The organism is Streptomyces sp. JLBG701 (assembly GCF_058544905.1).
The window spans coordinates 4,296,652-4,318,719 of the sequence record NZ_CM178588.1; the positions used below are offsets into that span (position 1 = coordinate 4,296,652).

The window sequence follows — 22,068 nt, forward strand, 5'->3', positions numbered from 1 at the left end:
GGGAGAAACGAGAGGCGGAGCACCTCCATCATCGCGCACCCTGTGCGGGGGCAACCCGGCGGGCGATCTCTGCGTCTCTCAGGGCCGGGGGCACCCCACGAGGGCAGGCACATACACCGTAAAGTGGCACGACCGGCAACGAACGGGCGCGCGCGAGGCGAAAGGGGAGGGCGATCGGATGCCGCAGACCGAGATACCGGGCATCGAGGCGGCCCCGCGAACCCGGTTGCGCTGGTGGACCGAACTGCCGCTGATCCTGGTGGTGTACGCCTGCTACTCCGCGGGCCGGCTCCTCGCCCGGGGCGACGAAGCGGGCGCCGTCGACCACGGTCTGGCGATCCTGCGCATCGAGAAGTTCCTGCACATCAACGCCGAGCATCCGCTCAACCGGCTGTTCACACGCGAGACGTGGCTCGGCGTACCGGCCGACTTCTGGTACGCGTCCCTGCACTACATGGTCACGCCCGCGATCCTGATCTGGCTCTTCAGATCGCGCGCCGTGCACTACCGCGCCGCCCGCACCTGGCTCATGACGTCCACCTTCATCGGCCTGATCGGCTTCACCCTGCTGCCGACCTGCCCGCCCCGGCTACTCTCCGCCGAGTACGGCTTCGTCGACACGATGGCCCAGTACAGCTCGTACGGCTGGTGGGGCGGCCAGGCCAGCGCGCCACGAGGGCTGGGCGGCATGACGAACCAGTACGCGGCGATGCCGAGCCTGCACGTCGGCTGGGCGCTGTGGTGCGGAGTGATGCTGTGGCGCTACGGCGGTATGCGCATCACCAAGGTCCTGGGCGTCGCCTACCCGCTGGTGACCGTCATCGTGGTGATGGGCACCGCCAACCACTACTTCCTGGACGCGGTCGCGGGCGCGGCCGTGATGGGGGCCGGCCTGCTGCTGGCGCCGTACGTGACACGGTGCGCGAACGCGGTCAAGGCGCGGCTGTTGGCCCGTGTCGCCCCGGTCACGGCAGCCGCTCGGGGCGCAGACGCCTCAATTGTCAGTGGCGGATGCCAGACTTCCCCGGGTGAGCGAATTCCATGGCAGCGCGAGTCACGGCTCCAGCCAGGAGCCGAGCCGAGTGCCGCTCCCCAGGACGCGGGGGACGGCACTCCGGCAGCGGCTCGCTGAGCTGCGCGGTCCCGACGTACCGGCCAAGGCGCTCGACGCGCGCGCCCTCGCGGCACTCGCCGCGAACCCGGGCTGCAAGCGGCGGGCGATCCTCGACGGCGCCGGGGTGAACAAGACGGCGCTGGCGAGCGCGTTGGGCTCGCCGTCCGCCTTCGGGCAGTCGCAGTTCGCCCTCACGCGCGGCATCGCGTTCGAGGCGCGGGTCAAGGCCGACGGAGGCGCGGAGCTGCTGCGGCTGCTGCACGAGAAGCTGGACCCGGCGGCCCCGCCACCCACCGACGCGCGCGTGCCCGAGCTCTCTGCCATCGGCCCGGAGGGCCGCACCGCGCGTACGGCGCTGGCGCTGCGCGAGGCCACCGACACCGGCGCCGACAGCGGCACTGGCGCATGGACACTGCTCGACCACCCGATGCTCGCCCTCGACGTGGCCGGATCCCCCGCGTTCCTGGAGCCGGACGCGGTCGTCGTGCACCCGGACGGCAGTTGGACGGTCGTGGAGATCAAGTCCTTCCCGATGCTGGACGGTTCGGCGGACCCGGCGAAGGTCGGCGCGGCCGCCCGCCAGGCCGCGGTGTACGTCCTGGCACTGGAGCAGGTCGCCGCCCACCTCACCCCGGCCCCGCGCGTGCGCCACCGCGTCCTGCTCGTCTGCCCGAAGGACTTCTCCAACCTGCCCACCGCGTCCGCCGTCGACGTCCGCAAGCAGCGCGCGGTCACCGGCCGCCAGCTGGCCCGTCTCACCCGTATCCAGGACATCGCCGACACGCTCCCCGAGGGCACCTGCTTCTCCCCCGACCTGCCGGCCACCCAGCTGACGGCCGCGGTGGAGTCGGTCCCGGCGACCTACGCGCCCGAGTGCCTGTCCGCGTGCGAGCTGGCCTTCCACTGCCGCGGCCGTTCCCGCGCGGCCGGCGCGGTGACCTCCCTGGGCCGCTCACTGCGCGCCGAACTGGGCGGCCTGACGACCGTCACCGACGTCCTGGCCGCGGCGCGCGGAGAGGCCGGAGACCCGGACGATCCGGCCGTCGCGGCGCTGCGGAGAGCGGCGGAGCTACGGGCGGAAGCGCTGGGCGCTCGTGCCGCCCAGGAGGTGACCCCATGTCGCTGATGGCCACCCTCGCCCGCCTCGAAGCCGTCACCACCGGCCGCGCCCAGCCCGCCGCCACCGTGCTCCACCGGCACCTGTCGGACCGGCCCCTGGTCTTCGTGCCGCTCACCACCGCCGGTGAGGCCGGCGCCCCGCTCGGCGCGCTCGTCGGCACGGACCGGGACGCGCCGCGCCTGCTGGTCGTACCGCAGCCACGCGACCGGGACCTGCGCTTCGTGTTCCTGGCCGAACTTGCCGATGTGGTCCTGCCGTACATCGACACCTTCGCGGAGCACGTCGAAGCGGCCGAGCGCAGCGAGACCGATCCGGAGACCGGCAAGCGGGTCAAGGTCGAGGTCGAACTGTGCGCGGACGCCCCGCAGTTGATCGTGCCGAGCCGCGCGGGCATCGACTTCGTACGGCTGCTGGGGCGCTCCATGCGCTTCAGGCGTACGGCGGAGCAGGACCCGGAGACGCCGTATCCCGCGCCGCCCCGGGTGCCGTTGCTCGGGCGCTGGCTGACGCACTTCGGGGAGCGGTCCCGGGTGCCCGGCTCGTCGCTGCTGCTGGCCCTGACGGACGTGCTGGCGCGGCACTGGTCCACCGGCCAGTCCAGCCTGGAGGATCAGCACCTGGGAGCGCTGCTCGCCTGGATCGACCCCCCGGAGGGGGAGTCGGGAGCGGAGGCCGCGGGGCGGGCCGAGCTCGCGCGGGACGCCAAGGGCCAGTTGCTGTGCCCGCCCGCCGGACCGGCCACCGACCCGGCGTTCGACAACAAGCTGCTGGCCCCCGCCTTCGAGCGCTACGACCGCGCGCGGACCGCACTCGCCGCCGCCGAGGACGGTCTGCAGGCCGACGACCGGCTCGGTGAACTCACCGCCGCCGAGCGGCATATCCACGCCCTGGTCGAGAGCCGTACGAGGCCCACCTGGGACGCGGTGTGGCGCGGCCTCGACCTGCTGCGCGAACTGCCCGAGGGCTCACGGGTCGAGGAGCGGTGGACGCGCGACCGCTGGTCGTTCACCGGCCACCGCGACCGGATCGTGGCCGGCGAGCCCCCGCAGCCGCGCCGCGACGACGCGGTCACCGCGGCGAACAAGCTCGCCACGCGCGAGCGTGAACAGGCCCGCCTTGAGGCCCAGGAGGCCCTCGACGACCCGCTGGTGATGGCCGGGCGGCGGCTGGGCGGGGAGGCGTTCGCGGGCGAGGTCACGGATGTCGTCATGACGTACAGCGAGGGCAAGCGGCCCAGTCCGCGCCCGCTGGTCACCGTACGCACGGACGACCGGCCGCAGCTCGGGGAGCGGATGAAGGTGTACCGGTCGCTGGGCGGGAAGCCGCAGGCGGCGGAGTTCGTCGCCTGCGAGGAAGAGGACGCGAGCGAGGGCGAAGGCGCTCTGATCGTCCTGCGGGTGGTCGACAAGATGGGGCGCGGCAAGGAGCCCGAGACGGGGTCCGTGCCCGAGAAGGGCGACCGGGTCTGCTTCACGCTCTTCGAGCACGAGCAGCGGGGCGGGGCGAAGCTGCCCGACCCGGAGGAGACACCGTGGACGCACGGCGGCCCGCCGGGCGAGGCGAGCGTGCCGGAGGCCGACGCGGTGACCGAGGAGGATGTGCTGTGACCGCCGGGACCACCTTCGACCCCGGTGCCGCGGCCGCCCGCGCCACCGAGGCGATCCTCCGCGACACCCTGCACGGCACCGCGCGCGGAGTCGTCGTGGACTCCCCGCCCGGCGCCGGCAAGTCCACGCTCGTCGTGCGGGCGGCGCTCGAACTGGCCGACGCCGGGCGCCCGTTGATGGTCGTCGCGCAGACCAACGCCCAGGTCGACGACCTGGTGCTGAGGCTCGCCGAGAAGAACCCCGAGCTGCCGGTCGGCCGGCTGCACAGCAGCGACGCCGACCCGTACGACAAGGCGCTCGACGACCTGCCGAACGTCCGCAAGTCGGCGAAGGCGGGCGACCTCGCCGGCCTGGCGGTGGTGATCTCCACGGCCGCCAAGTGGGGCCATGTGAAGGTCGACGAGCCATGGCGGCACGCGATCGTCGACGAGGCGTACCAGATGCGCTCGGACGCGCTGCTCGCCGTCGCCGGGCTCTTCGAGCGGGCGCTGTTCGTGGGCGACCCGGGCCAGCTGGACCCGTTCGCGATCGTGGGCAGCGAGCAGTGGGCGGGCCTGTCGTACGACCCCTCGGCGTCGGCGGTGACCACGCTCCTCGCCCACAACCCGGAGCTGCCGCAGCACCGCCTCCCGGTGTCGTGGCGGCTCCCGGCCTCGGCCGCACCCCTGGTCTCGGACGCGTTCTACCCGTACACCCCGTTCCGCAGCGGCACCGACCACGGCGACCGACGCCTGGCCTTCGCGGTCCCGTCGGACGGTTCGGGCCCGGACCGGGTGATCGACGAGGCCGCCGAGTCGGGCTGGGGCCTGCTGGAACTCCCCGCGCGCCACACGCCCCGTACGGACCCGGAGGCGGTGCGGGCGGTCGCGACGGTCGTACGACGCCTGCTGGACCGGGGCGGCGCGGCCACGTCGGAGCGGTCACCGGACCCGGCCCCGCTGACCGCCGACCGGATCGCCGTCGGCACCGCGCACCGTGACCAGGCGGCGGCGGTCCGCGCGGCCCTCGCCGACCTGGGCGTCACGGACGTCACCGTCGACACGGCGAACCGCCTCCAGGGCCGCGAGTTCGACGTCACGGTGGTCCTCCACCCCCTCTCCGGCCGCCCGGACGCCACCGCCTTCCACCTGGAAACGGGCCGCCTCTGCGTCCTCGCCTCCCGCCACCGCCACGCCTGCATCGTGGTGTGCCGAGCGGGCGTGACCGACCTCCTGGACGACTACCCGTCGACGGAACCGGTCCAGCTGGGGACGGTCGTGAAGTTCCCGGACGGCTGGGAGGCGAACCACGCGGTGCTGGCGCATCTCGCCGAGCGAAGAGTGAGCTGGCGGCCCTAGTGGGCTCACTCCGGCCCACTTGCGCTCTCGGGAGACAATGGACGGTGGCCCAGCCGGAAGCCGGGCCGCCGAGATCGTAGAAGCGAATGAAGAACGAACCGCACGAGGAGGAGATGAAGACATGGCGGAGCCCACGCCGCGTCGGAACGAACCGCGGCTACGCCCCGCGCCCCTGCTCTTCGAGCCCACGCAGGTGGCCGACGACCCGGAGCACTTCTTCGACCTGGAGTCGATCGACGATCCCCGCGCTCTGCTGGCGCGTGCCACGGAGCTGACGCAGGCGTTCCGTGCCGCGACCGACCGGGCGGTCGAGTTCCAGGCGATGGCGGCGGCGCAGCTCGCCGATCCGCGGCGGTTCGACCGGCTGACGCCCGCGGACATCGCCGAGCGGGCCGAGTGGACCGAGGACTACGCGAAGAAGATGGTCGAGTTCGGCCGGGACCTGATGCGGGGCACCGAGGGCAGCGGGCACGCAGACCCGGTGTGAGCGGCAGCGGCGGCAAGAAGTCGTGGCATATGCCAGGTGGGCAAGATACTCCCTCCCACCCCCTCCTGTCCCGGTTTCCGGCAACCCTCCGAATCGGGACGCTTACGCCCGGTACCTGTAGATGCCATGAGCAGCACACCGCGCGACCGGTCCCCCCACCCCTCCGACGGCCCCCGCCTCGCCGTCTCGGATGTCACCCCGGACGGCGCCGCCTGGCTCGCCTCTGCAGGCACGTATCCCCGTAGCACGCTCGCCCTCTGGCAGGAACGCCCCGACGCTCCGGCCGTCCTGCCCTGCGGTTCCGCCTTCGACATCGTGAACGCGCCCGCTATCTTCGGCCGCCGCATGCTCGACCGCCTATGGGACGAGGGCCCGGGATCGGGGCCGGTGGCCGCGTTCCGGGGCCGCATGCTCCTGTTCGCCGCCCCGGGCACGGCCCAGCGGCTGCCCTCGCTGCTGGAGTGGGAGGAGTGGGGCACGCATCGCGGGGACGGCGAGGGCAGCAGCCGTACGGCGTCCATCCCGCCCCTCCTGTGTCACGGCAACGGCGACGCGGTCACCGTCCCCGCCCCGCTGGGGCCCCCGCCGGAGGCCGACGCCACCCCGCTCGACTCCCGCTGGCTGGTCGCCCCGGACACCCTTCACCCCTGGCTGCCGGGCCCGGAGATCCTGCTGTGGGCGGCCGTCCGGGCGGCCCGCACGGCGGTGCGGATATCGATTTTTCCTCCCGCCGATCAGGATGCTAAGGTCTACGACGTCAGCAGGCGCCGCTAGCTCAGTTGGTTAGAGCAGCTGACTCTTAATCAGCGGGTCCGGGGTTCGAGTCCCTGGCGGCGCACGCGAATGAGGATGGCGGTCAGGTTCCCAGGAACCTGACCGCCATCGTCGTATCCCCCCTCAGAACCACTTACTCACCCCGGTGTGATCCGCACCGTCCACGCCCCCGAGGCCGTACGCCCCTCCACCTCGACCCGCACGTTCTCGCCGGGCACGGTGAAGCTCTCGCCGAAGCCGACCGGCGCGTCCGCGAGCGGCGGATAGACCGAGTCCTCCCAGCAGGCCTCGGTGCGCGGATGGGCGTCGATCACCTCGACAGGACCACCGCCGGACGCGGCCTCGCCGCGCACCCGGTACACGAGCACGCCCTGTCGACAGACCGCCGCGTCGTTCCCGACGACCGCGCGCACCTCGAAGGCGAGCGCGCTGTCGCTCCCGGTCCGCACCACCGCCAGCTTGGTCCCGCCGCCGAGCCCGAAGGCCGGCGCCCCGGCCGTACCGCTCGCCGCACCCGCAGGCCCCGCCTCCAGAGGCTCCAGCGTCAGCCGCGTCGACTCGGTCCCGCGGACGCACACCACCTGCCGCGGCTCCAGCCACCCCAGCTTCCACTTGTGCCAGCCGAACATGTCCGGCGCCAGGCCGAACTGACTGCCCATCAGGTCCCAGTCCCCGACGTATGTGTCCCAGTCGCCCTTGCCGTCCACCGGCCGGTGATAGAGGTCCGGCAGGTCGAAGACGTGCCCGGTCTCGTGCGCCAGGACCAGCCGGTCCGGCGGATGCTGCTCGAACACCGTGACGACCCGCCGGATGTCCGTGCCGTCGGCCCGCATCGGGACGTCGAGATTGACGACCTTCGTGGCGTCCGAGTCGACGCCTGGCGCGTCCGGGTCGGCGACGAAGTAGACGACGTCGTAGCGCGAGAAGTCGACCTCCTTGTCGGCCACGGCGAGCGCGTCGCGCAGGTAGGCGGCGCGGTGGGCGGCGTTCCAGTCGCGCTGTATGGCGTACGACGCCGACGGCTGCGGCATCCGGATCCAGTGCCGCAGCGGGTGCGGGCGCAGCTGGAACCGGCCGTACGAGGCGCGTTCGAAGAAGCGGCTGGTGGCCGGGAAGTGGTCGGACGTCAGTTCGGCCGGGGTGGTGAGCGGGGGCGAGTCCGGGAAGGACAGGAACACCATCACGGCATTGAGCGCGCGGGTGGGCCGCGGATAGGCGGCGTTCCAGGTGTCCAGGCCCTCCGAGTGGTGGGCCTCGGTGCGTTCCAGCGCGCACGGCGACGCCGAGAACGGTTCGGCGACCGAGGGGCCGGTCACGATCGAGGTGGCGGCCAGCGCCGACATGATGGTGAACACGGCTGCGGTACTGCGCAGTCGCACGTGGACCTCCGGGAGCGGTTCGCGGGACACCGCACCCAGCCTGTGTGATTTTGTAGTTGTACGTCCTGTTTGTCTGCACCAGATGAGTGAGAGGGCCGCCGACGGGGGACGACACCCCCGAGGTACTCACGGAACGTCACAATTGATCGGCCGCGGAAGGACACGCCCACACCCGTCCACACGTGGGCAGAAACGATCTGGCAGAAAGCTCGTTCGTTTCGGGACGGTTCCTGGACACTGGACAGTGGCTGGAAGGGCCTTGGGCCAGCCTCTATGATCGGCACACTTTCCTGACACACCATCCCGACGAGACCCATCTGAAGACCGATTGCACTGCGGGAGCGAGTGGTGAGCGGAACGCCCGAAGGGCCGGCGCCCGCGGCAGACCTCATCCGGCCTGCCGTTACAGAGAGTGACTTTGGAGCGCCTCCAGGTATCGCTTCCGAGGCACCTTCATCCAACGAACGCCCGGCCGCCCTCCAGTCCGCCTTCGCGGCCGCGCCCCTCGCGATGGCGGTCGTCGACCGCGAGGGCCTGGTCGTCGGCGCCAACGACACGCTCGGCGCCCTGCTCGGCACCGACCCGGACGCGCTCGTCGGACGCGTCGCCGCCGACCTGGTGGACCTGACGTCCGACACCCGCACCTGGCACGCGTACCGCGAGGTCCTGCGCGGCCGCCAGGCCAGACTGCGCTGCACCCGCCGCCTCAAGCACCCCGACGGGCACTCGCTGTGGGCGCAGGTCACGGTGGCTCCGCTGCCCACCGAGGAGGAGGGCGTCCTGCTCTCCGTCGCCGACATCAGCGCCCGCCGTGAACTCCAGGCCCGGCTAAGGCACTTGCAGATGCACGACCCGGTGACCCGGCTGCCCAACCGCACGCTGTTCTTCGAGCGCCTGTCGGCCGCGCTGGAGACGGAGGCGTACGAGCAGAGCGGCACCGGCCGGATCGGCCTGTGCTATCTGGACCTCGACGGCTTCAAGGCCGTCAACGACACCCTCGGCCACCGCATCGGCGACCGGCTGCTCGCCGCCGTGGCGGAGCGCCTGACGCGCTGCGCGGACGAGGCGGGGTACGCGAGAACGAGCGCGCCGCTCGTGGCCAGACTCGGCGGCGACGAGTTCGCGCTGCTGGTCGAGGACTCGACGGGCACGGACCAACTGGCGGACCTGGCCGAGTCGGTGTTGAAGGCGCTCCAGGCACCCTTCGACCTGGCAGGCCAGCGCCTGTCCTTGTCGGCGTCGATCGGCGTGGTGGAGCGGCTCGCGGCGGGCACGACGGCGACGGGCCTCATGCAGGCCGCCGATACGACGCTGTACTGGGCCAAGGCCGACGGCAAGTCCCGCTGGACGCTCTTCGACCCCGAGCGCAACGCCCACCGCATGACCCGACAGGCCCTCGCCTCCACGCTCCGCCCGGCCATCGAGCGCGGTGAATTCGCCCTGGAATACCAGCCGTTGGTGGGCATGGAGGACGGCCGGGTCAGCGGCGTGGAGGCTCTCGTCCGCTGGGAGCATCCGCAGTTCGGCACGCTGACGCCGAATCGGTTCATCGGACTGGCCGAGGAGGACGGCTCGATCGTGCCGCTCGGCCGCTGGGTCCTGGCCACCGCCTGCCACCAGGCACGCCGCTGGCAACTGGACCACCCGGACGAGCCGCCGCTCTTCGTGAGCGTCAATGTGGCGGTCCGTCAGGTCTGGGACTCCGACCTGGTGGCGGACGTGGCGGAGATCCTCGCGGAGACGGGACTGGCCCCGCACCTCTTGCAACTGGAGCTCACGGAATCGGCGGTGATGGGCTCGGCGGGCCGCCCCCTCCAGGCCCTGCAGGCCCTCAGCGACATGGGCGTCCGCATCGCCATCGACGACTTCGGCACCGGCTACTCGAACCTCGCCTACCTCAGCCGCCTCCCGGTGGCGGTCCTGAAGCTGGACGGTTCCTTCGTACGGGGCTTCCAGTACGAGGGTGAGGGCACCGCCCCCAATCCCGCCGACGAGGTCATCGTCGAGGCGATGATCCAGCTCGCCCACCGGCTCGGTCTGACGGTGACCGCGGAGTGCGTGGAGACGTCCGCGCAGGCCGCCCGGCTGCGGCGGATCGGCTGCGACACCGGGCAGGGGTGGCTGTACTCCCGTCCGGTGCCGCCGGATCGCATCTCCGAGCTGCTGGGCTCGCCTGGTGTTCAGGCGGCCGTGGGCAACCCGTAGGCGTCCGCGATGAGTTCGTAGGAACGCAGCCGCAGCTCTCCGCGGTGGGCGTGCGAGGTCAGCATCAACTCGTCCGCGCCCGTGCGCTTTTGGAGGTCGTCGAGTCCGGCGCGGACCTCGTCGGCCGTGCCGTTGATGATGTTCGCGCCCCAGGAGTCGATGAACTCCCGCTCCATCGGGCTGAATTCGTACGTCTCCGCTTCCTCCGGGGTGGGGAACAGCCCGGGGCGGCCGGTGCGCAGGCGGAGCATGTTGAGGCCCATGGCCGTGATCTGGCGGCGGGCCTCCTTCTCGTCGTCGACGGCGAGGGTGGAGACGCCGATGAGGGCGTAGGGGGCGTCCAGGACGGCGGAGGGCCGGAAGGACTCGCGGTAGAGGTCGAGTGCCGGGACCGTGTTCTGCGCCGAGAAGTGGTGGGCGAAGGCGAAGGGCAGGCCGAGGGTGCCGGCCAGGCGGGCGCTGAAGCCGGAGGAGCCGAGGAGCCAGATCGGGGGGCGGTGCGGGGACTGGACGCCGCCGGGGCTGGTCGCCTGGACGGGGCCGGGCACCGCGTGGATACGGCGGTAGGGGTGGCCGTCGGGGAAGTCGTCGTCCAGGAAGCGGGTCAGCTCGGCGAGCTGCTCGGGGAAGTCGTCGGCGCCTTCGTTGAGGCGGGCGGATCGGCGGAGGGCGGCTGCGGTCGCGCCGTCCGTGCCGGGGGCTCGGCCCAGGCCGAGGTCGATTCGGCCGGGGGCCATGGCTTCCAAGGTGCCGAACTGTTCCGCGATGACCAGCGGGGCGTGGTTCGGGAGCATGACGCCGCCCGAGCCGAGGCGGATGCGGTCGGTGTGGGCGGCGAGGTGGGCCAGGATCACGGCCGGGGACGAGGAGGCCACGCCCGGCATGGAGTGGTGTTCGGCTACCCAGTAGCGGTGGAAGCCGCGGGACTCTGCGAGGCGGGACAGTTGCACGCTGGTGCGGAGGGCGTCGGTGGCGGTGGTGCCTGCGCCTACTGTGACCAGGTCCAGGACGGAGAGGGGGGCGGGGGCGGTGCCGATGGTTTCGCCCCGGATCTCGTCTGTCGCCACGGTGGGTGCCTCCTGTTTTTGTGCCGTGCGGTGTCCTCCGGAGAGGAACAGGAGGGTGACTCCGTTTATTCCCGGGGCCTGGTTTTCCTCGCCCCCGCCGGGGCGAGGAAAAGTTCTATACCTGGACCATCGGCTCCTTGGTGAACAACGTCCCCAGTGCCGGTGCGTTCACCCGGCGGTCCGTCAGGCGCAACGCCTCCCAGACCGTCACCTGGTTCGCCGTGAGGACCGGTTTGCCCAGCTCCTTTTCCAGGGACGCGATGTGGGACGCGGTGTGCAGGGCCGTGTCCGGGAGGAGGATCGCCTCCGCGTTCGCGTCATCCGCCTCCCTCGCCAGCGCGAAGAGCTCCGCCTCGCCCCATTCACCCACCTCCGCCGCCGTGATGATCCCCGCGCCCCTCAACGCGACCACCTCCACTCCCCCGGCCCGCAAGAAGTCCGCGAACAGCCCCGCCACCTCGTCCGGATACGTCGCCCCGACCGCCACCCGCCGCACCCCCAGCTCCCGCACCGCGTGCACAAAGGCGAAGGACGTCGAGGAGGCCGGCATGCCCGCCGTGCGGGCCAGGGTGTGGATCTGATCCTGGGCGCCCTCCCAGCCGTAGACGAAGCTGCCGCTGGTGCAGGCCCAGACGACCGCCTCGGCGCCCGAGAGGCGTAGCTCCCCGACGCCTGCCGCCAGGCGCTCCGCCGAGCCCATGCGGAGCAGCGCGTCCACTCGGTGCGCGTCCTCGCCGATGTCCGTGTGGACCAGGTCCAGCCGGATGTCGCTGCCCAGGAGCTGTTCGATGCGCGGGTAGTCGTCCTCGGCGGAGTGGCCCGGGTAGAGGAATCCGAGTGCGGTCATGACCAGCCTTCCTGTTCCTGCTCGTGCTCGTGCGCGTGTGCTTCAGGCAGTACCGGCGGTACCGGGGGCCACACTCGCGCCGTCTCGTCCAGCAGCGCCTGATACGGCCCCACCGCCCGGGTACCCACTCGACGCAGCGCCGCCCACATCGTCACCTGGTTGGCCGAGATCACCGGGATGCGCAGTTCCGCTTCGAGTTGCGGGATGACGTCGTACGTGGGGAGGTTCGTGCAGCTGATGAACAGCGCGTCCGCCCGCCTACCCGTTTCCCCTCCTCCCACCGCCCTTCTCGCCATCTCCGCCACATCCCGGTACGGCACCTTCCAGATATGCCGCGTCAGGCCCATGAACGCGCATCCCGTCACCGTGACGCCCGCCTCGGCCACGTACTCCTCCAGTGCCCGTGTCACCGAGACCGTGTAGGGCGTGACCAGGGCGACCCGGCGTACGGACAGTTCCGTGAGGGCTTCAAGGAGCGCGCCCGACGTCGTCACCGACGGGACCGCGCCCGCCCGGGTCATCGCCTCGCACATCGCCCGCTCGCCCGCGATCCCGCCGACGAAGCTCCCGGAGGTGCAGGCGTAGGCGATGACCTCGGGGGCGATCGCGTTCAGGGTGCGTACCGCGTCGCCCAGGGTCTCGTGCTCGCTGACCAGTCGGGCCAGGTCGAGGCTGACCTCTACGGGGACGTACGGGGTGCGGGTCAGGTGGAGGGAGACCTCGTCCGGGACCCAGCGCCACAGCTCGCGGTCGAGCGCGAAATCGAAGGGGGCGACGACACCGACACCGCGCTGGGGGCGCGGTCCGCCGAGAAACGACACATCCATGGCAGGCACCGGCCTCACGGTGAGGAACGAGGGGGCAACGGACCGTACGCGCATCCGTGTTGACGAAGGTAGGTTCGGGTGCGAGCGTGGTCAATCCGCGCATGTCAGACGCCCCACCGACCCGATCGGAAACGGCTCCCGATGCCCGAGCCCACCACCCTGCTCGTCCTGGACGCCGACCCGCCGCCCCGTCTCGGCCGTCTCACCGGCCGCACCCGGATCGTGCACGCCGACGAGACCACCCTCGCCGGACACCTTCCGCACGCCGATGTGCTGCTCGTCTGGGACTTCACCTCGCACGCGGTACGTGCCGCCTGGCCGGGCGAGGGGCCGCGCCCGGCCTGGGTGCACACGGCGAGCGCTGGCGTGGACCATCTGATGTGCCCCGAACTCGCCGCCTCCGACACGGTGGTAACCAACGCGCGCGGGATCTTCGACCGGCCGATCGCCGAGTACGTCGCCGCACTCGTCCTCGCGATGGCGAAGGATCTGCCGAGGACCTGGGATCTGCAGCGCTCCCGCGAGTGGCGGCACCGCGAGTCGCAGCGGGTCGCCGGCACGCGCGCGTGCGTCGTCGGGTCCGGGCCCATCGGGCGGGCGATCGTCCGTCAGCTCAAGGCACTTGACGTGACGACGGCACTCGTCGGGCGCACCCCGCACACCGGGATCCACGGTCCCGACGACCTGAACCGGCTGATGGCCCGCGCCGACTGGGTGATCGCCGCAGCGCCGCTCACGGAGCAGACGTACGGCATGTTCGACGCCCGCCGGTTCGGGGTCATGCAGCCCTCGGCCCGTTTCATCAACGTGGGGCGGGGACCGCTCGTCGTCGAGGACGCGCTCGCCGAGGCGCTGACGAAACGCTGGATCGCGGGGGCCGCGCTCGACGTCTTCGAGCATGAACCCCTCACGCCGGACAGCCCGTTGTGGCAGGTGCCGGGCCTGATCATCTCCCCGCACATGAGCGGCGACACGGTCGGCTGGCGGGACGAACTGGGCACGCAGTTCGTGGAGTTGTACGAGCGCTGGGCGGCGGGGAAACCGCTGACGAACGTGGTGGACAAGAAACGCGGGTACGTACCGGGACGCTGAACTCCCATGCCTGGAGGGGCCGATGACCGATCCCACCGTTCTTACCAACTTGACCGAAGCGACCGCCGTACGACTCCTCGACGGCTACCGCAAGGGCGAGTTCAGCCCCGTCGAGGTGACCCGGGCCGCCCTGGAGCGGGCCGAGCGGTGTGAGGCGGACGTCAACGCGTTCGTCCGCATCGACGCGGAGGGGGCGCTCGCGCAGGCCGCCGAGTCGGCCGAGCGTTGGCGGCGGGGCGAGCCGGCGGGTCTCGTGGACGGTGTGCCGGTCACGGTCAAGGACATCCTTCTGGTGCGCGGAGCGCCGACCCTGCGCGGCTCCAAGACCATTGACCCGCATGGTCGTTGGGACGAGGACGCGCCCTCCGTCGCCCGACTGCGCGAGCACGGCGCCGTGTTCCTCGGCAAGACGACGACGCCCGAGTTCGGCTGGAAGGGCGTCACGGACTCGCCGCTGAGCGGGGTGACCCGCAATCCGCACGACACCTCGCGCACGGCGGGCGGGTCAAGTGGGGGAAGCGCGGCGGCCGTTGCACTCGGCGCCGGTCCGTTGTCGCTCGGCACGGACGGCGGGGGCAGTGTGCGTATCCCGGCCGCGTTCTGCGGGATCTTCGCGCTGAAGCCGACGTACGGCCGTGTCCCGCTCTACCCGGCCAGCGCGTTCGGCACCTTGTCGCACGTGGGGCCGATGACGCGGGACGCCGCCGACGCGGCGCTGATGATGGACGTGATCGGCGTCCCCGACTCCCGCGACTGGTCCGCGCTCGGCCCACCGCCCGGCTCGTTCGTCGAGGGGCTGAACGGGGGCGTGCGAGGTCTGCGGATCGCCTACTCGCCTTCCCTGGGCGGCCAGGTGGCGGTGCGTCCGGAGGTCGCGGCGGCCGTACGGCGGGCGGTGGAGCGGCTGGCGGAACTCGGCGCGTACGTCACCGAGGCCGACCCCGACTTCACCGACCCGGTGCACGCCTTCCACACCCTGTGGTTCAGCGGGGCGGCCCGCGTCACCCAGCATCTCGGGCCGCACCAACGGGAGTTGCTCGACCCGGGCCTACGGGAGATCCGCGAGCTGGGCAGCCGCTTCAGCGCCCTGGACTATCTGGCCGCGGTGGACGTCCGTATGGAACTCGGCCGCCGGATGGGCCACTTCCACGACTCCTACGACCTTCTCGTCACGCCCACCCTCCCCATCACCGCGTTCGAGGCGGCCGCCGAGGTCCCCAAGGGCTCGGGGCACCGCCGCTGGACGGGCTGGACCCCGTTCACGTACCCCTTCAACCTGACCCAGCAGCCGGCGGCGACCGTGCCGGTGGGGGTGGACGGGGACGGTCTGCCGGTGGGGATGCAGATCGTGGCGGCCCGGCATCGGGACGAACTTGTGCTTCGGGCGGCGCACGCGTTCCTCGCTGCACGAGACTGACCCCATGGATCTCGTCTTCACCAGCCAGGTGATCGAATGGCGCGGACCGGCGCCCTACTACTTCATCCCCGTGCCCGCCGAGGAGTCCTCCGACATCGGGGAGGTGGCCTCGATGGCCACGTATGGGTGGGGTGTGATCCCGGTCGAGGCACGGATCGGCGAGGTCGCCTTCCAGACCTCGCTCTTTCCCAAGGACGGCGGCTATCTGCTGCCCCTCAAGAACGCGGTGCGCAAGCCGCAGGGGATCTCGGCGGGTGACGAGGTGACGGTGGAAATGACCGTCCGCTTCTAGGAGTTGGGCCTTTCCGGCTACTCCGACTACGCCCGCCGGAAGCTCAGCGTCTCCCCCGCCGCCCCCGTCCGCCACAGGTCGTTGCACGCCTGCGCCATCTCCTCCAGGCCGTCGGTCACCGTGCCCCAGACGATGCCGGGCACCCAGCCCACGTCGCCGTTGAGGAGCAGGTTGTTGCGTTCGTAGAAGAGGGCCAGGTCCACCAGCGTGGTGTCCGCGCGGACCTCGCGGTCGTAGCCGTAGGAATTCGTGCCCAATTCCGCGCCCGCGAAGGAGAAATAGCAGAGATCTCCGGGGATGGGGGTGACTGTCGGGTTTTCCAGGGGTGGTTCGGATGTCGCGAAGGGTGGGAAAAGGGCGTAGATCTCGTTGCGTGCGTATTTCGCGTGGTAGACGTCGCCGGCGAGCGGGAGGGAATTCCATACGGCCGCGCACGTGACCGGTGCGCGATCGTCCAGCAGCTTTGCCGTACAGGTGATCCCCCGCTTGACCAGCGAGACTTCGATGTATCGGTCAGCCATGTGTTCCATGGTCCACCCGCGGTCAAGGGTGCCTTCGTGAGGACGGGGCCGGAAAGGGCCCGCATGACTGGCGTGAAGTCGGGTAGCCGCGCGGCCATGGCTCGACCACACGCAAACCGATCAGGAACCGACCATGGATCACGTAGAGGGCCCAGCCGCCGCTCGCTGCTCGCCGGGGCGGTGTCGCTGAGCGCGGCGGGAAGTCTCGGGATGGCCGGCTGCAGCCGCGTCCCCGGTGAAGGGAAGGTGCTGGGCGGCAGCCTGTTGGACACCCTGCGCGATCAGGGTTCCGTGAAGATCGGCATCGCCAGCGAGCCGCCCTTCGGTTACGTCGGAGACGACGGACAGGCCACCGGAGAAGCCCCCGCGATCGCGAAGGTGATCTTCAAGAGGCTCGGCATCGACGAGGTCAAGCCGGTGCCCGTGGATTTCGGCGCCCTCATTCCCGGGCTGAAGGCACGGCAGTTCGATGTGGTGTCCGCCGGGATGTACATCAATCCCCCTCGATGCGAACAGGTGCTGTTCTCCGATCCGGACTATCTGATGCTGGACGCCTTCATCGTCAAGAAGGGCAATCCGCACGGCATCAAGACGTATGCGGATGTGAAGAAGAAGGGGCTCAAACTCGCCTCCGGCAAGGCCTACGCCCAGATCGACTACGCCGAGGCCGCGGGCATCGGCGATGTCCTGGTCCTGCCGGACCAGGTGGCCGGCCTCGACGCGGTGAGCCAGGGGCGGGTGGACGCCTTCGCGGGTACCCGGATCACGGTCAAGAGCGCGGTGGAGGGATCCGACCGGGTCTCTACGACCGATCCCTTCCAGCCCGTGATGGACGGCAAGCCCGCCTATGGCGCGGGCGGATTCGCCTTCCGGCAGTCCGAGAAGAACTTCCGCGACGCGTTCAACGAGCAGCTGCTGCGGCTGAAGGCGAACGACTACAAGGAGCTTCTCGCGCTCGTCAGCCCCTTCGGTTTCGGCAAGGCCGACATGACCGATCTCACGGCGAAGGAGCTGTGCGGCTGATGATGAGTTCGGAGTTCTTCACCACCTGGTTCCTGCCGGGTGTCTGGGTCACCATCCAGGTGACGGTGTACGCCACGGCTCTCGGCGCGGCCATCTCGTTCGGGATCGGTCTCGCGCGCACGTCGCGGTACTGGATCGTCCGTTTCCTCGCCGGGGTCTACTTCGAGGTCTTCCGTGGCACGTCGGCGCTGGTGCTGATGTTCTGGATGTTCTTCGCACTGCCCCTCTTCGGCTGGCAGTTGGTGCCCATGTGGGCCGGCGTCAGCGCACTCGGCCTCACCTACGGCGCCTACGGCTCCGAGGTCGTCCGTGGCTCCCTGGCCGCCGTCGCCCCGGAGCAGAAGGAAGCGGGCATCGCCCTCAACTTCACCCGCCTGCAGCGGCTGCGCCTGATCGAACTGCCCCAGGCGTGGCCCGAGATGGTGCCGCCGTTCAACAACCTGCTGATCGAGCTGCTGAAGTGCACCGCCCTGGTCTCGATCATCACGGTGGCCGACATGACCTTCGCCGGCAATCTGCTCCGGCTGGGCACCAATGAGACCACCCCGGTCTACACCCTGCTGCTGGTCCTCTACTTCGTTCTCGCCTTCGCCATCACCCGCGGTATGCGGCTGGTGGAGCGCAGGGCGAAGGCCGGGATCGGGCAGTCCGCGGGAGGTATGGGATGAACTGGGACTGGCAAGTCGTGGACGACTTCATGCCGCGCTTCTGGGACGGCGTGCTGGTCACCCTGCAGGCCCTGGCCCTCGGCACGCTGATCGCCTTCGCACTGGGCCTGGTGTGGGCGGTGGCTCAGCGGTCCACCCAGGTCTGGGTGCGCCGGCCGGTCGTCGCCGTCACGGAGTTCATCCGCAACACACCGCTGCTGGTGCAGCTCTTCTTCCTCTTCTACGTGGTGCCGAACTTCGGCCCGTCGATGTCGCCGCTCACCACCGGCATCGTCGGCCTGGGACTGCACTTCTCCACCTACACCGCCGAGGTCTACCGCGCCGGCATCGACGGCGTCCCCGTCGGCCAGTGGGAGGCGGCCACGGCCCTGAGCCTGTCCAAGGGCCGCACCTGGCGTGCGGTGATCCTTCCGCAGGCGATCCGCCGCGTCGTGCCGCCGCTGGGCAACTACGTCGTCGCCATGCTCAAGGACTCCCCGATGATCGCGACCATCGGCGCCTTCGACATGCTCGGCGAGGCCCAGGCCTTCAGCAACGAGACCTTCACCACGGAGGCACTCACGGTCGTGGGCGTGGCCTTCATCCTCATCGCCTACCCCGCCTCCCTCCTGATCCGATTCCTGGAGCGACGCCTTGTCCGCTGACATCAATCCCGAGAAGCTGATCCACCTCGACCACGTCACCAAGCGGTTCGGGGACCACACCGTCCTCGACCGGCTCGACCTCTCCGTGGACGCGGGCAAGCACGTCACGCTCATCGGCCCGTCCGGCTCCGGCAAGACCACGATCCTGCGGCTGCTGATGACGCTGACCAAGCCGGACGACGGCACGATCACCGTCGACGGGGAGCGGCTCTTCCCCGCGCCGGAGAAGCAGGTCCGCGAGGTCCGCAAGAAGATCGGGATGGTCTTCCAGCAGTTCAACCTCTTCCCGAACATGAAGGTGCTGCGCAACATCACCGAGGCCCCGGTCACCGTCCTCGGCCTGTCCAGGGACGAGGCCGAACAGCGGGCCCGCGAGCTGCTCGAACTGGTGGGTCTGACCGAGCACCTCGACAAGTACCCGACCCAGCTGTCCGGCGGCCAGCAGCAGCGGGTGGCGATCGCCCGGGCGCTGGCGATGCGACCCCGGGTACTGCTGCTCGACGAGGTGACCTCGGCGCTGGATCCCGAGCTGGTCGCGGGCGTCCTCGACGTACTCCGTGACATCGCCCGCACCACCGACATCACGATGCTCTGCGTGACCCACGAGATGAACTTCGCCCGGGACATCTCGGACCAGATCCTGATGTTCGACTCCGGCCGGATCATCGAGTCGGGCCCACCGGAGAAGATCTTCGGCGAACCCGAGCAGGAACGAACCCGCGAGTTTCTCGGCGCGGTGCTTTGACTACAAGTAGTGAAAGCGACAAGAACCGAGGTCTGAGCACTGGATCATGTCTCTGGCATATGCCAGAGTGTTCGCGCCCCTGTTGAGGGAGTCGGAATCTCGTCAACAGGCGCCCACTACCGGCCTTTTGGCAGCTATCGTGGAGAGGATTCGCTGTCCGGATTACGGCCCAAAAAGCGAGCGCAGGGGGAACACCGTGGCGCTGAAGCACGAGCCGACCGCGCCGTATCACTCGGCCCAGGACGCTTTGCGTGTCCTGGAGACGGTGGCACGGCACTCCACCGGTGTCACCGACACCGAACTCGTCCGCCAGACCGGCTTCGGTTCCGATCGCCTGACCCCGCTCCTGCGCATGCTGCGCCGTGAGGGATACGTCGAGCAGATCACCGGTGGCGCGTATGTCACCGGCGAGGCACTCACCCGGCTGACCTCCGTGGAGGGCCGTGACCAGGCCCTGCGCGAGAAGCTCCAGCACACCCTGGACCAGCTGCGCGACTCGGTGGGCGCCGCCGTCTACATCAGCCGGTACGTCGACGGTGAGATCAACGTCACGCAGTACGCCGACGGCCCCACCACCCCGGCGGTCAACGAGTGGGTCGACTTCCGGGTCTCCGCGCACGCCACCGCGATCGGCAAGAGCCTCCTGGGCCAGCTCGACCACAACGGCCGGCGCGACCACCTCTCCCGCCACAAGATGGCCCGCCTCACCTCGCGCACCATCACCAGCGACCGGCTCCTGCTCTCCCGCCTTGAGTCCCAGCCGGCCACGGTGCCCCACCTCGACCTCCAGGAGTACGCGATCGGCACGGTCTGCGCGGCCGTCCCGATCACCGCCGGCTCCTCGGTGGGCTGCCTCGCCCTGTCCCTGCCCGTCGAGCACGCGCACCGGCTCCGCCAGGCCGCCGACCGGCTGAACCGGGGCGCCGCCCCCGTACTGCTGTCGCTGGCCATCTGAGAGCCGCCCGCACGAGCCGTCCGATACCTGGTCCGGAGCACCCCTCCGGACCAGGTATTATTTTCTCTGTCGTCAGCCGCCGAAGGCGGAGGACGAGAGTCATGCGCCGCTAGCTCAGTTGGTTAGAGCAGCTGACTCTTAATCAGCGGGTCCGGGGTTCGAGTCCCTGGCGGCGCACAGATGAGGGGCCCTTCGCGACCGACCGCGAGGGGCCCTTCCTCGTTCCGTGCCTCGCTCCCCACTCGTTTCTACGACCGTGGAAGCAGCCCCTCCCGCCCCCGCGCCCGGTACTCCTCCACCAGTCCGGCCACGTCCGCGTCCGTCAGCCTCCGATAGGCGCACTCCCCCGGCGGCCGCCACCACACCGGGTCCGCGCACCGGAAGCTCTCCCTCCGCAGCCCCGCCCGATGGATCTTGTTCGTGGCCGTGACCGGCATCCGCTCCACCACCCGCACGAACCGGGGCGCCATCTTCGTCCCCAGATCCGGCTGGGCCAGCAGAAACTCGGCGAACCCCAACGGGTCGAAGCCCCCGGCCAGCGTCGCCATCACCTGGTCCCCGGCCACCGGATCCGGCACCGCGTACACGGCGACGGCCACAGCACGGTCGTAGCGGGCGAGGATGTTCTCGATCGTCGCGGCGGCGAGGTTCTCGCTGTCGACGCGGAGGCGGTCGTCGGTGCGGCCGGCGAAGTAGAGGAAGCCGTCCGGGTCCCGGTAGAAGAGGTCACCGGTCCAGTACCAGCCGTCCCTCCTCCGCGCCGCGTCCGCCTCCGGGTTGCGCCAGTAGCCCTCGAAGGGATTCGGGCCCCGGTTCACCAACTCCCCTATGGATTCCTCCCCGTTGAGCAGCCGCCCCGAGTCGTCGAAGGCGGCCGGCGGGCACTCCTTGTGCGTGTCCGGATCGAGTACGACGAGATCGTCGCCCGGCGCCGCCTTCCCCACCGCCCCCTCGGGCGTCCCCGACCGCCACTGGATCGCCGCCCCGCCCTCGGAGGACCCGTACCCCTCCACCAGCCGCACCCCGAAGCGCCGCTCGAAGGCGGCCGCGTCCACCGCGCCGGCCTCCGTGCCGAAACCGAGCCGCAGCGGGTTGTCCCGGTCGTCGGGCCGTTCCTCGGTGGCCAGGATGTACTGCACGGCACGGCCGACATAGGTGAAGTACGTCGCCCCGTACTCCCGTACGTCCGCCAGGAACCGCGACGCCGAGAACCGCCGGCGCAGCGCCACCCCGGCCCCGGCCGCGAGCGCCGGTGCCCAGTCGGCGATCACCGCGTTGCCGTGGAACATCGGCATGCAGATGTAGTGGACGTCGTCCGCGCGGACGCCGAAGTGGCCGACCAGCGAGCGCCCGGCGGCCGCCAGGCGGCCCTGGGTGCAGATCGCGGCCTTGGGGGCGCCGGTCGAGCCCGAGGTGAAGTAGAGGAGGAGGCGGTCTTCGGGGCTCGCGTGGGACGGGTCGGGCTCGGCGTCCGTATACGGCGCGAGCAGGTCGTCGTAGGCGTGTGTGTCGGTCACCAGCAGGCGTACGCCGGGGAGTTGGAGTCCGTCGAGGAGCGGGAGGTGGGTGCGCTCGGTGACGACGATCCGGCATTCGGTGTGCAGGATGTCGCGGGCCAGCTCGGGGCCGCGGCGGGTGGGGTTGATCCCGGCGACCGCCGCGCCGGCGAGGGCGGCGGCGGCCAACCACATTGGATACTCAGGGGTGTTGTCGAGCAGAACGCCCACATGCGGCGGGGCGCCGGGCGGGAGCAGGTCGGCCAGGAGGGCCGCCCGGGCCGCCGCGCCGGACACCACCTCGTGATGGGTGAGCACGCCCTCCTCCGACCACAGCCCCGGGCGATGGTCGCCCCACCGCTCCGCCACGAGCTCCGCGACCGTGCCGCGCCTGGTGGATTCCATGGGGGCGCACGGTAGTTGACGTACCGTCAGATGGGGAGCCCTCCGG

General features: G+C 70.8%; 21 protein-coding genes and 2 tRNA genes. 17 read left to right on the forward strand and 6 right to left on the reverse strand.

What is annotated here, in order from left to right; all coding sequences use genetic code 11:
- Positions 1–178 precede the first annotated feature (178 nt).
- The 7 genes from AC5DRG_RS19650 (at position 179) to AC5DRG_RS19680 (ending at position 6,503) form a co-directional block, all read left to right on the forward strand.
- Positions 179–1,132, forward strand: coding sequence for a phosphatase PAP2 family protein (locus AC5DRG_RS19650; protein WP_491811854.1), 954 nt, complete (start codon positions 179–181; stop codon positions 1,130–1,132).
- The gene (locus tag AC5DRG_RS19655) at positions 1,083–2,240 is read left to right on the forward strand and encodes a hypothetical protein (RefSeq protein WP_491811855.1); all 1,158 of its coding nucleotides are present in this window, start codon (positions 1,083–1,085) and stop codon (positions 2,238–2,240) included. The genes AC5DRG_RS19650 and AC5DRG_RS19655 overlap by 50 nt, the downstream gene beginning before the upstream one ends.
- Positions 2,231–3,841: a hypothetical protein gene (locus AC5DRG_RS19660; protein ID WP_491811856.1), complete on the forward strand. Its 1,611-nt coding sequence runs from the start codon at positions 2,231–2,233 to the stop codon at positions 3,839–3,841. The genes AC5DRG_RS19655 and AC5DRG_RS19660 overlap by 10 nt, the downstream gene beginning before the upstream one ends.
- Complete coding sequence (locus AC5DRG_RS19665) at positions 3,838–5,178, forward strand: AAA domain-containing protein (protein ID WP_491811857.1); 1,341 nt, start codon at positions 3,838–3,840, stop codon at positions 5,176–5,178. The genes AC5DRG_RS19660 and AC5DRG_RS19665 overlap by 4 nt, the downstream gene beginning before the upstream one ends.
- Before the next feature lie 121 nt (positions 5,179–5,299).
- Complete coding sequence (locus AC5DRG_RS19670; RefSeq protein WP_491811858.1) at positions 5,300–5,665, forward strand: DUF8844 domain-containing protein; 366 nt, start codon at positions 5,300–5,302, stop codon at positions 5,663–5,665.
- A gap of 126 nt (positions 5,666–5,791) precedes the next feature.
- Complete coding sequence (locus AC5DRG_RS19675) at positions 5,792–6,439, forward strand: bifunctional DNA primase/polymerase (RefSeq protein WP_491811859.1); 648 nt, start codon at positions 5,792–5,794, stop codon at positions 6,437–6,439.
- Positions 6,430–6,503: transfer RNA gene (locus AC5DRG_RS19680), tRNA-Lys, on the forward strand. The genes AC5DRG_RS19675 and AC5DRG_RS19680 overlap by 10 nt, the downstream gene beginning before the upstream one ends.
- A gap of 73 nt (positions 6,504–6,576) precedes the next feature.
- On the opposite strand, the gene AC5DRG_RS19685 is transcribed toward AC5DRG_RS19680, so the two are convergent.
- On the reverse strand, positions 6,577–7,848 hold the full coding sequence (locus AC5DRG_RS19685; protein ID WP_491811860.1) for a M6 family metalloprotease domain-containing protein: 1,272 nt from the start codon (positions 7,846–7,848) through the stop codon (positions 6,577–6,579).
- 318 nt (positions 7,849–8,166) lie between these two features.
- Between AC5DRG_RS19685 and AC5DRG_RS19690 the strand changes: the two genes are divergently transcribed.
- Positions 8,167–10,023, forward strand: a complete 1,857-nt coding sequence (locus tag AC5DRG_RS19690) for a putative bifunctional diguanylate cyclase/phosphodiesterase (protein ID WP_491811861.1) — start codon at positions 8,167–8,169, stop codon at positions 10,021–10,023.
- Here AC5DRG_RS19690 and AC5DRG_RS19695 read toward each other — a convergent pair.
- The 3 genes from AC5DRG_RS19695 to AC5DRG_RS19705 form a co-directional block, all read right to left on the reverse strand.
- Entirely contained in the window at positions 9,999–11,090 is a 1,092-nt protein-coding gene (locus AC5DRG_RS19695; protein WP_491811862.1) for an LLM class flavin-dependent oxidoreductase, read from the reverse strand. The genes AC5DRG_RS19690 and AC5DRG_RS19695 overlap by 25 nt on opposite strands.
- Before the next feature lie 115 nt (positions 11,091–11,205).
- Positions 11,206–11,937: a maleate cis-trans isomerase family protein gene (locus AC5DRG_RS19700; RefSeq protein ID WP_491811863.1), complete on the reverse strand. Its 732-nt coding sequence runs from the start codon at positions 11,935–11,937 to the stop codon at positions 11,206–11,208.
- Entirely contained in the window at positions 11,934–12,764 is an 831-nt protein-coding gene (locus AC5DRG_RS19705; protein ID WP_491813093.1) for a maleate cis-trans isomerase family protein, read from the reverse strand. Before AC5DRG_RS19705 ends, AC5DRG_RS19700 begins: the two co-directional genes overlap by 4 nt.
- A gap of 141 nt (positions 12,765–12,905) precedes the next feature.
- Between AC5DRG_RS19705 and AC5DRG_RS19710 the strand changes: the two genes are divergently transcribed.
- From AC5DRG_RS19710 to AC5DRG_RS19720, 3 genes are read left to right on the forward strand one after another with little or no spacing between them, the layout of a single operon-like run.
- Positions 12,906–13,856, forward strand: a complete 951-nt coding sequence (locus AC5DRG_RS19710; RefSeq protein WP_491811864.1) for a D-2-hydroxyacid dehydrogenase — start codon at positions 12,906–12,908, stop codon at positions 13,854–13,856.
- Positions 13,857–13,878: 22 nt separating this feature from the next.
- Complete coding sequence (locus AC5DRG_RS19715) at positions 13,879–15,273, forward strand: amidase (protein ID WP_491811865.1); 1,395 nt, start codon at positions 13,879–13,881, stop codon at positions 15,271–15,273.
- Positions 15,274–15,277: 4 nt separating this feature from the next.
- Positions 15,278–15,565, forward strand: a complete 288-nt coding sequence (locus tag AC5DRG_RS19720; protein WP_491811866.1) for a DUF1905 domain-containing protein — start codon at positions 15,278–15,280, stop codon at positions 15,563–15,565.
- Between the two features lie 26 nt (positions 15,566–15,591).
- Here the strand turns inward: AC5DRG_RS19720 and AC5DRG_RS19725 are convergent, their stop codons facing one another.
- A complete protein-coding gene (locus tag AC5DRG_RS19725) occupies positions 15,592–16,086 on the reverse strand; it encodes a DUF3830 family protein (protein WP_491811867.1) in 495 nt (164 codons plus the stop codon).
- A 96-nt stretch (positions 16,087–16,182) separates the two neighbouring features.
- Here AC5DRG_RS19725 and ehuB point away from each other — a divergent pair, with 96 nt between their 5' ends.
- From ehuB to AC5DRG_RS19755, 6 genes are all read left to right on the forward strand, one after another.
- The gene (gene ehuB / locus AC5DRG_RS19730; protein WP_491811868.1) at positions 16,183–17,109 is read left to right on the forward strand and encodes an ectoine/hydroxyectoine ABC transporter substrate-binding protein EhuB; all 927 of its coding nucleotides are present in this window, start codon (positions 16,183–16,185) and stop codon (positions 17,107–17,109) included.
- Positions 17,109–17,777 (forward strand): ectoine/hydroxyectoine ABC transporter permease subunit EhuC, encoded by a 669-nt coding sequence (gene ehuC, locus AC5DRG_RS19735; RefSeq protein WP_491811870.1) that lies wholly within the window; start codon positions 17,109–17,111, stop codon positions 17,775–17,777. The genes ehuB and ehuC overlap by 1 nt, the downstream gene beginning before the upstream one ends.
- A complete protein-coding gene (gene ehuD / locus AC5DRG_RS19740; protein WP_491811871.1) occupies positions 17,774–18,421 on the forward strand; it encodes an ectoine/hydroxyectoine ABC transporter permease subunit EhuD in 648 nt (215 codons plus the stop codon). The genes ehuC and ehuD overlap by 4 nt, the downstream gene beginning before the upstream one ends.
- Entirely contained in the window at positions 18,411–19,166 is a 756-nt protein-coding gene (ehuA, locus tag AC5DRG_RS19745) for an ectoine/hydroxyectoine ABC transporter ATP-binding protein EhuA (RefSeq protein WP_491811872.1), read from the forward strand. Before ehuD ends, ehuA begins: the two co-directional genes overlap by 11 nt.
- A 196-nt stretch (positions 19,167–19,362) precedes the next feature.
- Positions 19,363–20,121 (forward strand): IclR family transcriptional regulator, encoded by a 759-nt coding sequence (locus AC5DRG_RS19750; protein WP_491811873.1) that lies wholly within the window; start codon positions 19,363–19,365, stop codon positions 20,119–20,121.
- A 103-nt stretch (positions 20,122–20,224) separates the two neighbouring features.
- A tRNA-Lys gene (locus tag AC5DRG_RS19755) sits at positions 20,225–20,298 on the forward strand.
- A gap of 71 nt (positions 20,299–20,369) precedes the next feature.
- On the opposite strand, the gene AC5DRG_RS19760 is transcribed toward AC5DRG_RS19755, so the two are convergent.
- Entirely contained in the window at positions 20,370–22,022 is a 1,653-nt protein-coding gene (locus AC5DRG_RS19760; protein WP_491811874.1) for an AMP-binding protein, read from the reverse strand.
- Positions 22,023–22,068: the final 46 nt, after the last annotated feature.

Excerpts from the sequence above, each read along its gene's own strand:
- AC5DRG_RS19715 (WP_491811865.1), top strand. The coding sequence starts at position 13,879 with ATGACCGATCCCACCGTTCTTACCAACTTGACCGAAGCGACCGCCGTA.
- AC5DRG_RS19660 (WP_491811856.1), top strand. The coding sequence starts at position 2,231 with ATGTCGCTGATGGCCACCCTCGCCCGCCTCGAAGCCGTCACCACCGGC.
- AC5DRG_RS19710 (WP_491811864.1), top strand. The coding sequence starts at position 12,906 with ATGCCCGAGCCCACCACCCTGCTCGTCCTGGACGCCGACCCGCCGCCC.
- AC5DRG_RS19720 (WP_491811866.1), top strand. The coding sequence starts at position 15,278 with ATGGATCTCGTCTTCACCAGCCAGGTGATCGAATGGCGCGGACCGGCG.
- AC5DRG_RS19670 (WP_491811858.1), top strand. The coding sequence starts at position 5,300 with ATGGCGGAGCCCACGCCGCGTCGGAACGAACCGCGGCTACGCCCCGCG.
- AC5DRG_RS19705 (WP_491813093.1), bottom strand. The coding sequence starts at position 12,764 with ATGGATGTGTCGTTTCTCGGCGGACCGCGCCCCCAGCGCGGTGTCGGT.
- ehuC (WP_491811870.1), top strand. The coding sequence starts at position 17,109 with ATGATGAGTTCGGAGTTCTTCACCACCTGGTTCCTGCCGGGTGTCTGG.
- AC5DRG_RS19700 (WP_491811863.1), bottom strand. The coding sequence starts at position 11,937 with ATGACCGCACTCGGATTCCTCTACCCGGGCCACTCCGCCGAGGACGAC.
- ehuB (WP_491811868.1), top strand. The coding sequence starts at position 16,183 with ATGGCTCGACCACACGCAAACCGATCAGGAACCGACCATGGATCACGT.
- AC5DRG_RS19650 (WP_491811854.1), top strand. The coding sequence starts at position 179 with ATGCCGCAGACCGAGATACCGGGCATCGAGGCGGCCCCGCGAACCCGG.
- AC5DRG_RS19760 (WP_491811874.1), bottom strand. The coding sequence starts at position 22,022 with ATGGAATCCACCAGGCGCGGCACGGTCGCGGAGCTCGTGGCGGAGCGG.
- ehuD (WP_491811871.1), top strand. The coding sequence starts at position 17,774 with ATGAACTGGGACTGGCAAGTCGTGGACGACTTCATGCCGCGCTTCTGG.
- AC5DRG_RS19725 (WP_491811867.1), bottom strand. The coding sequence starts at position 16,086 with ATGGCTGACCGATACATCGAAGTCTCGCTGGTCAAGCGGGGGATCACC.
- AC5DRG_RS19675 (WP_491811859.1), top strand. The coding sequence starts at position 5,792 with ATGAGCAGCACACCGCGCGACCGGTCCCCCCACCCCTCCGACGGCCCC.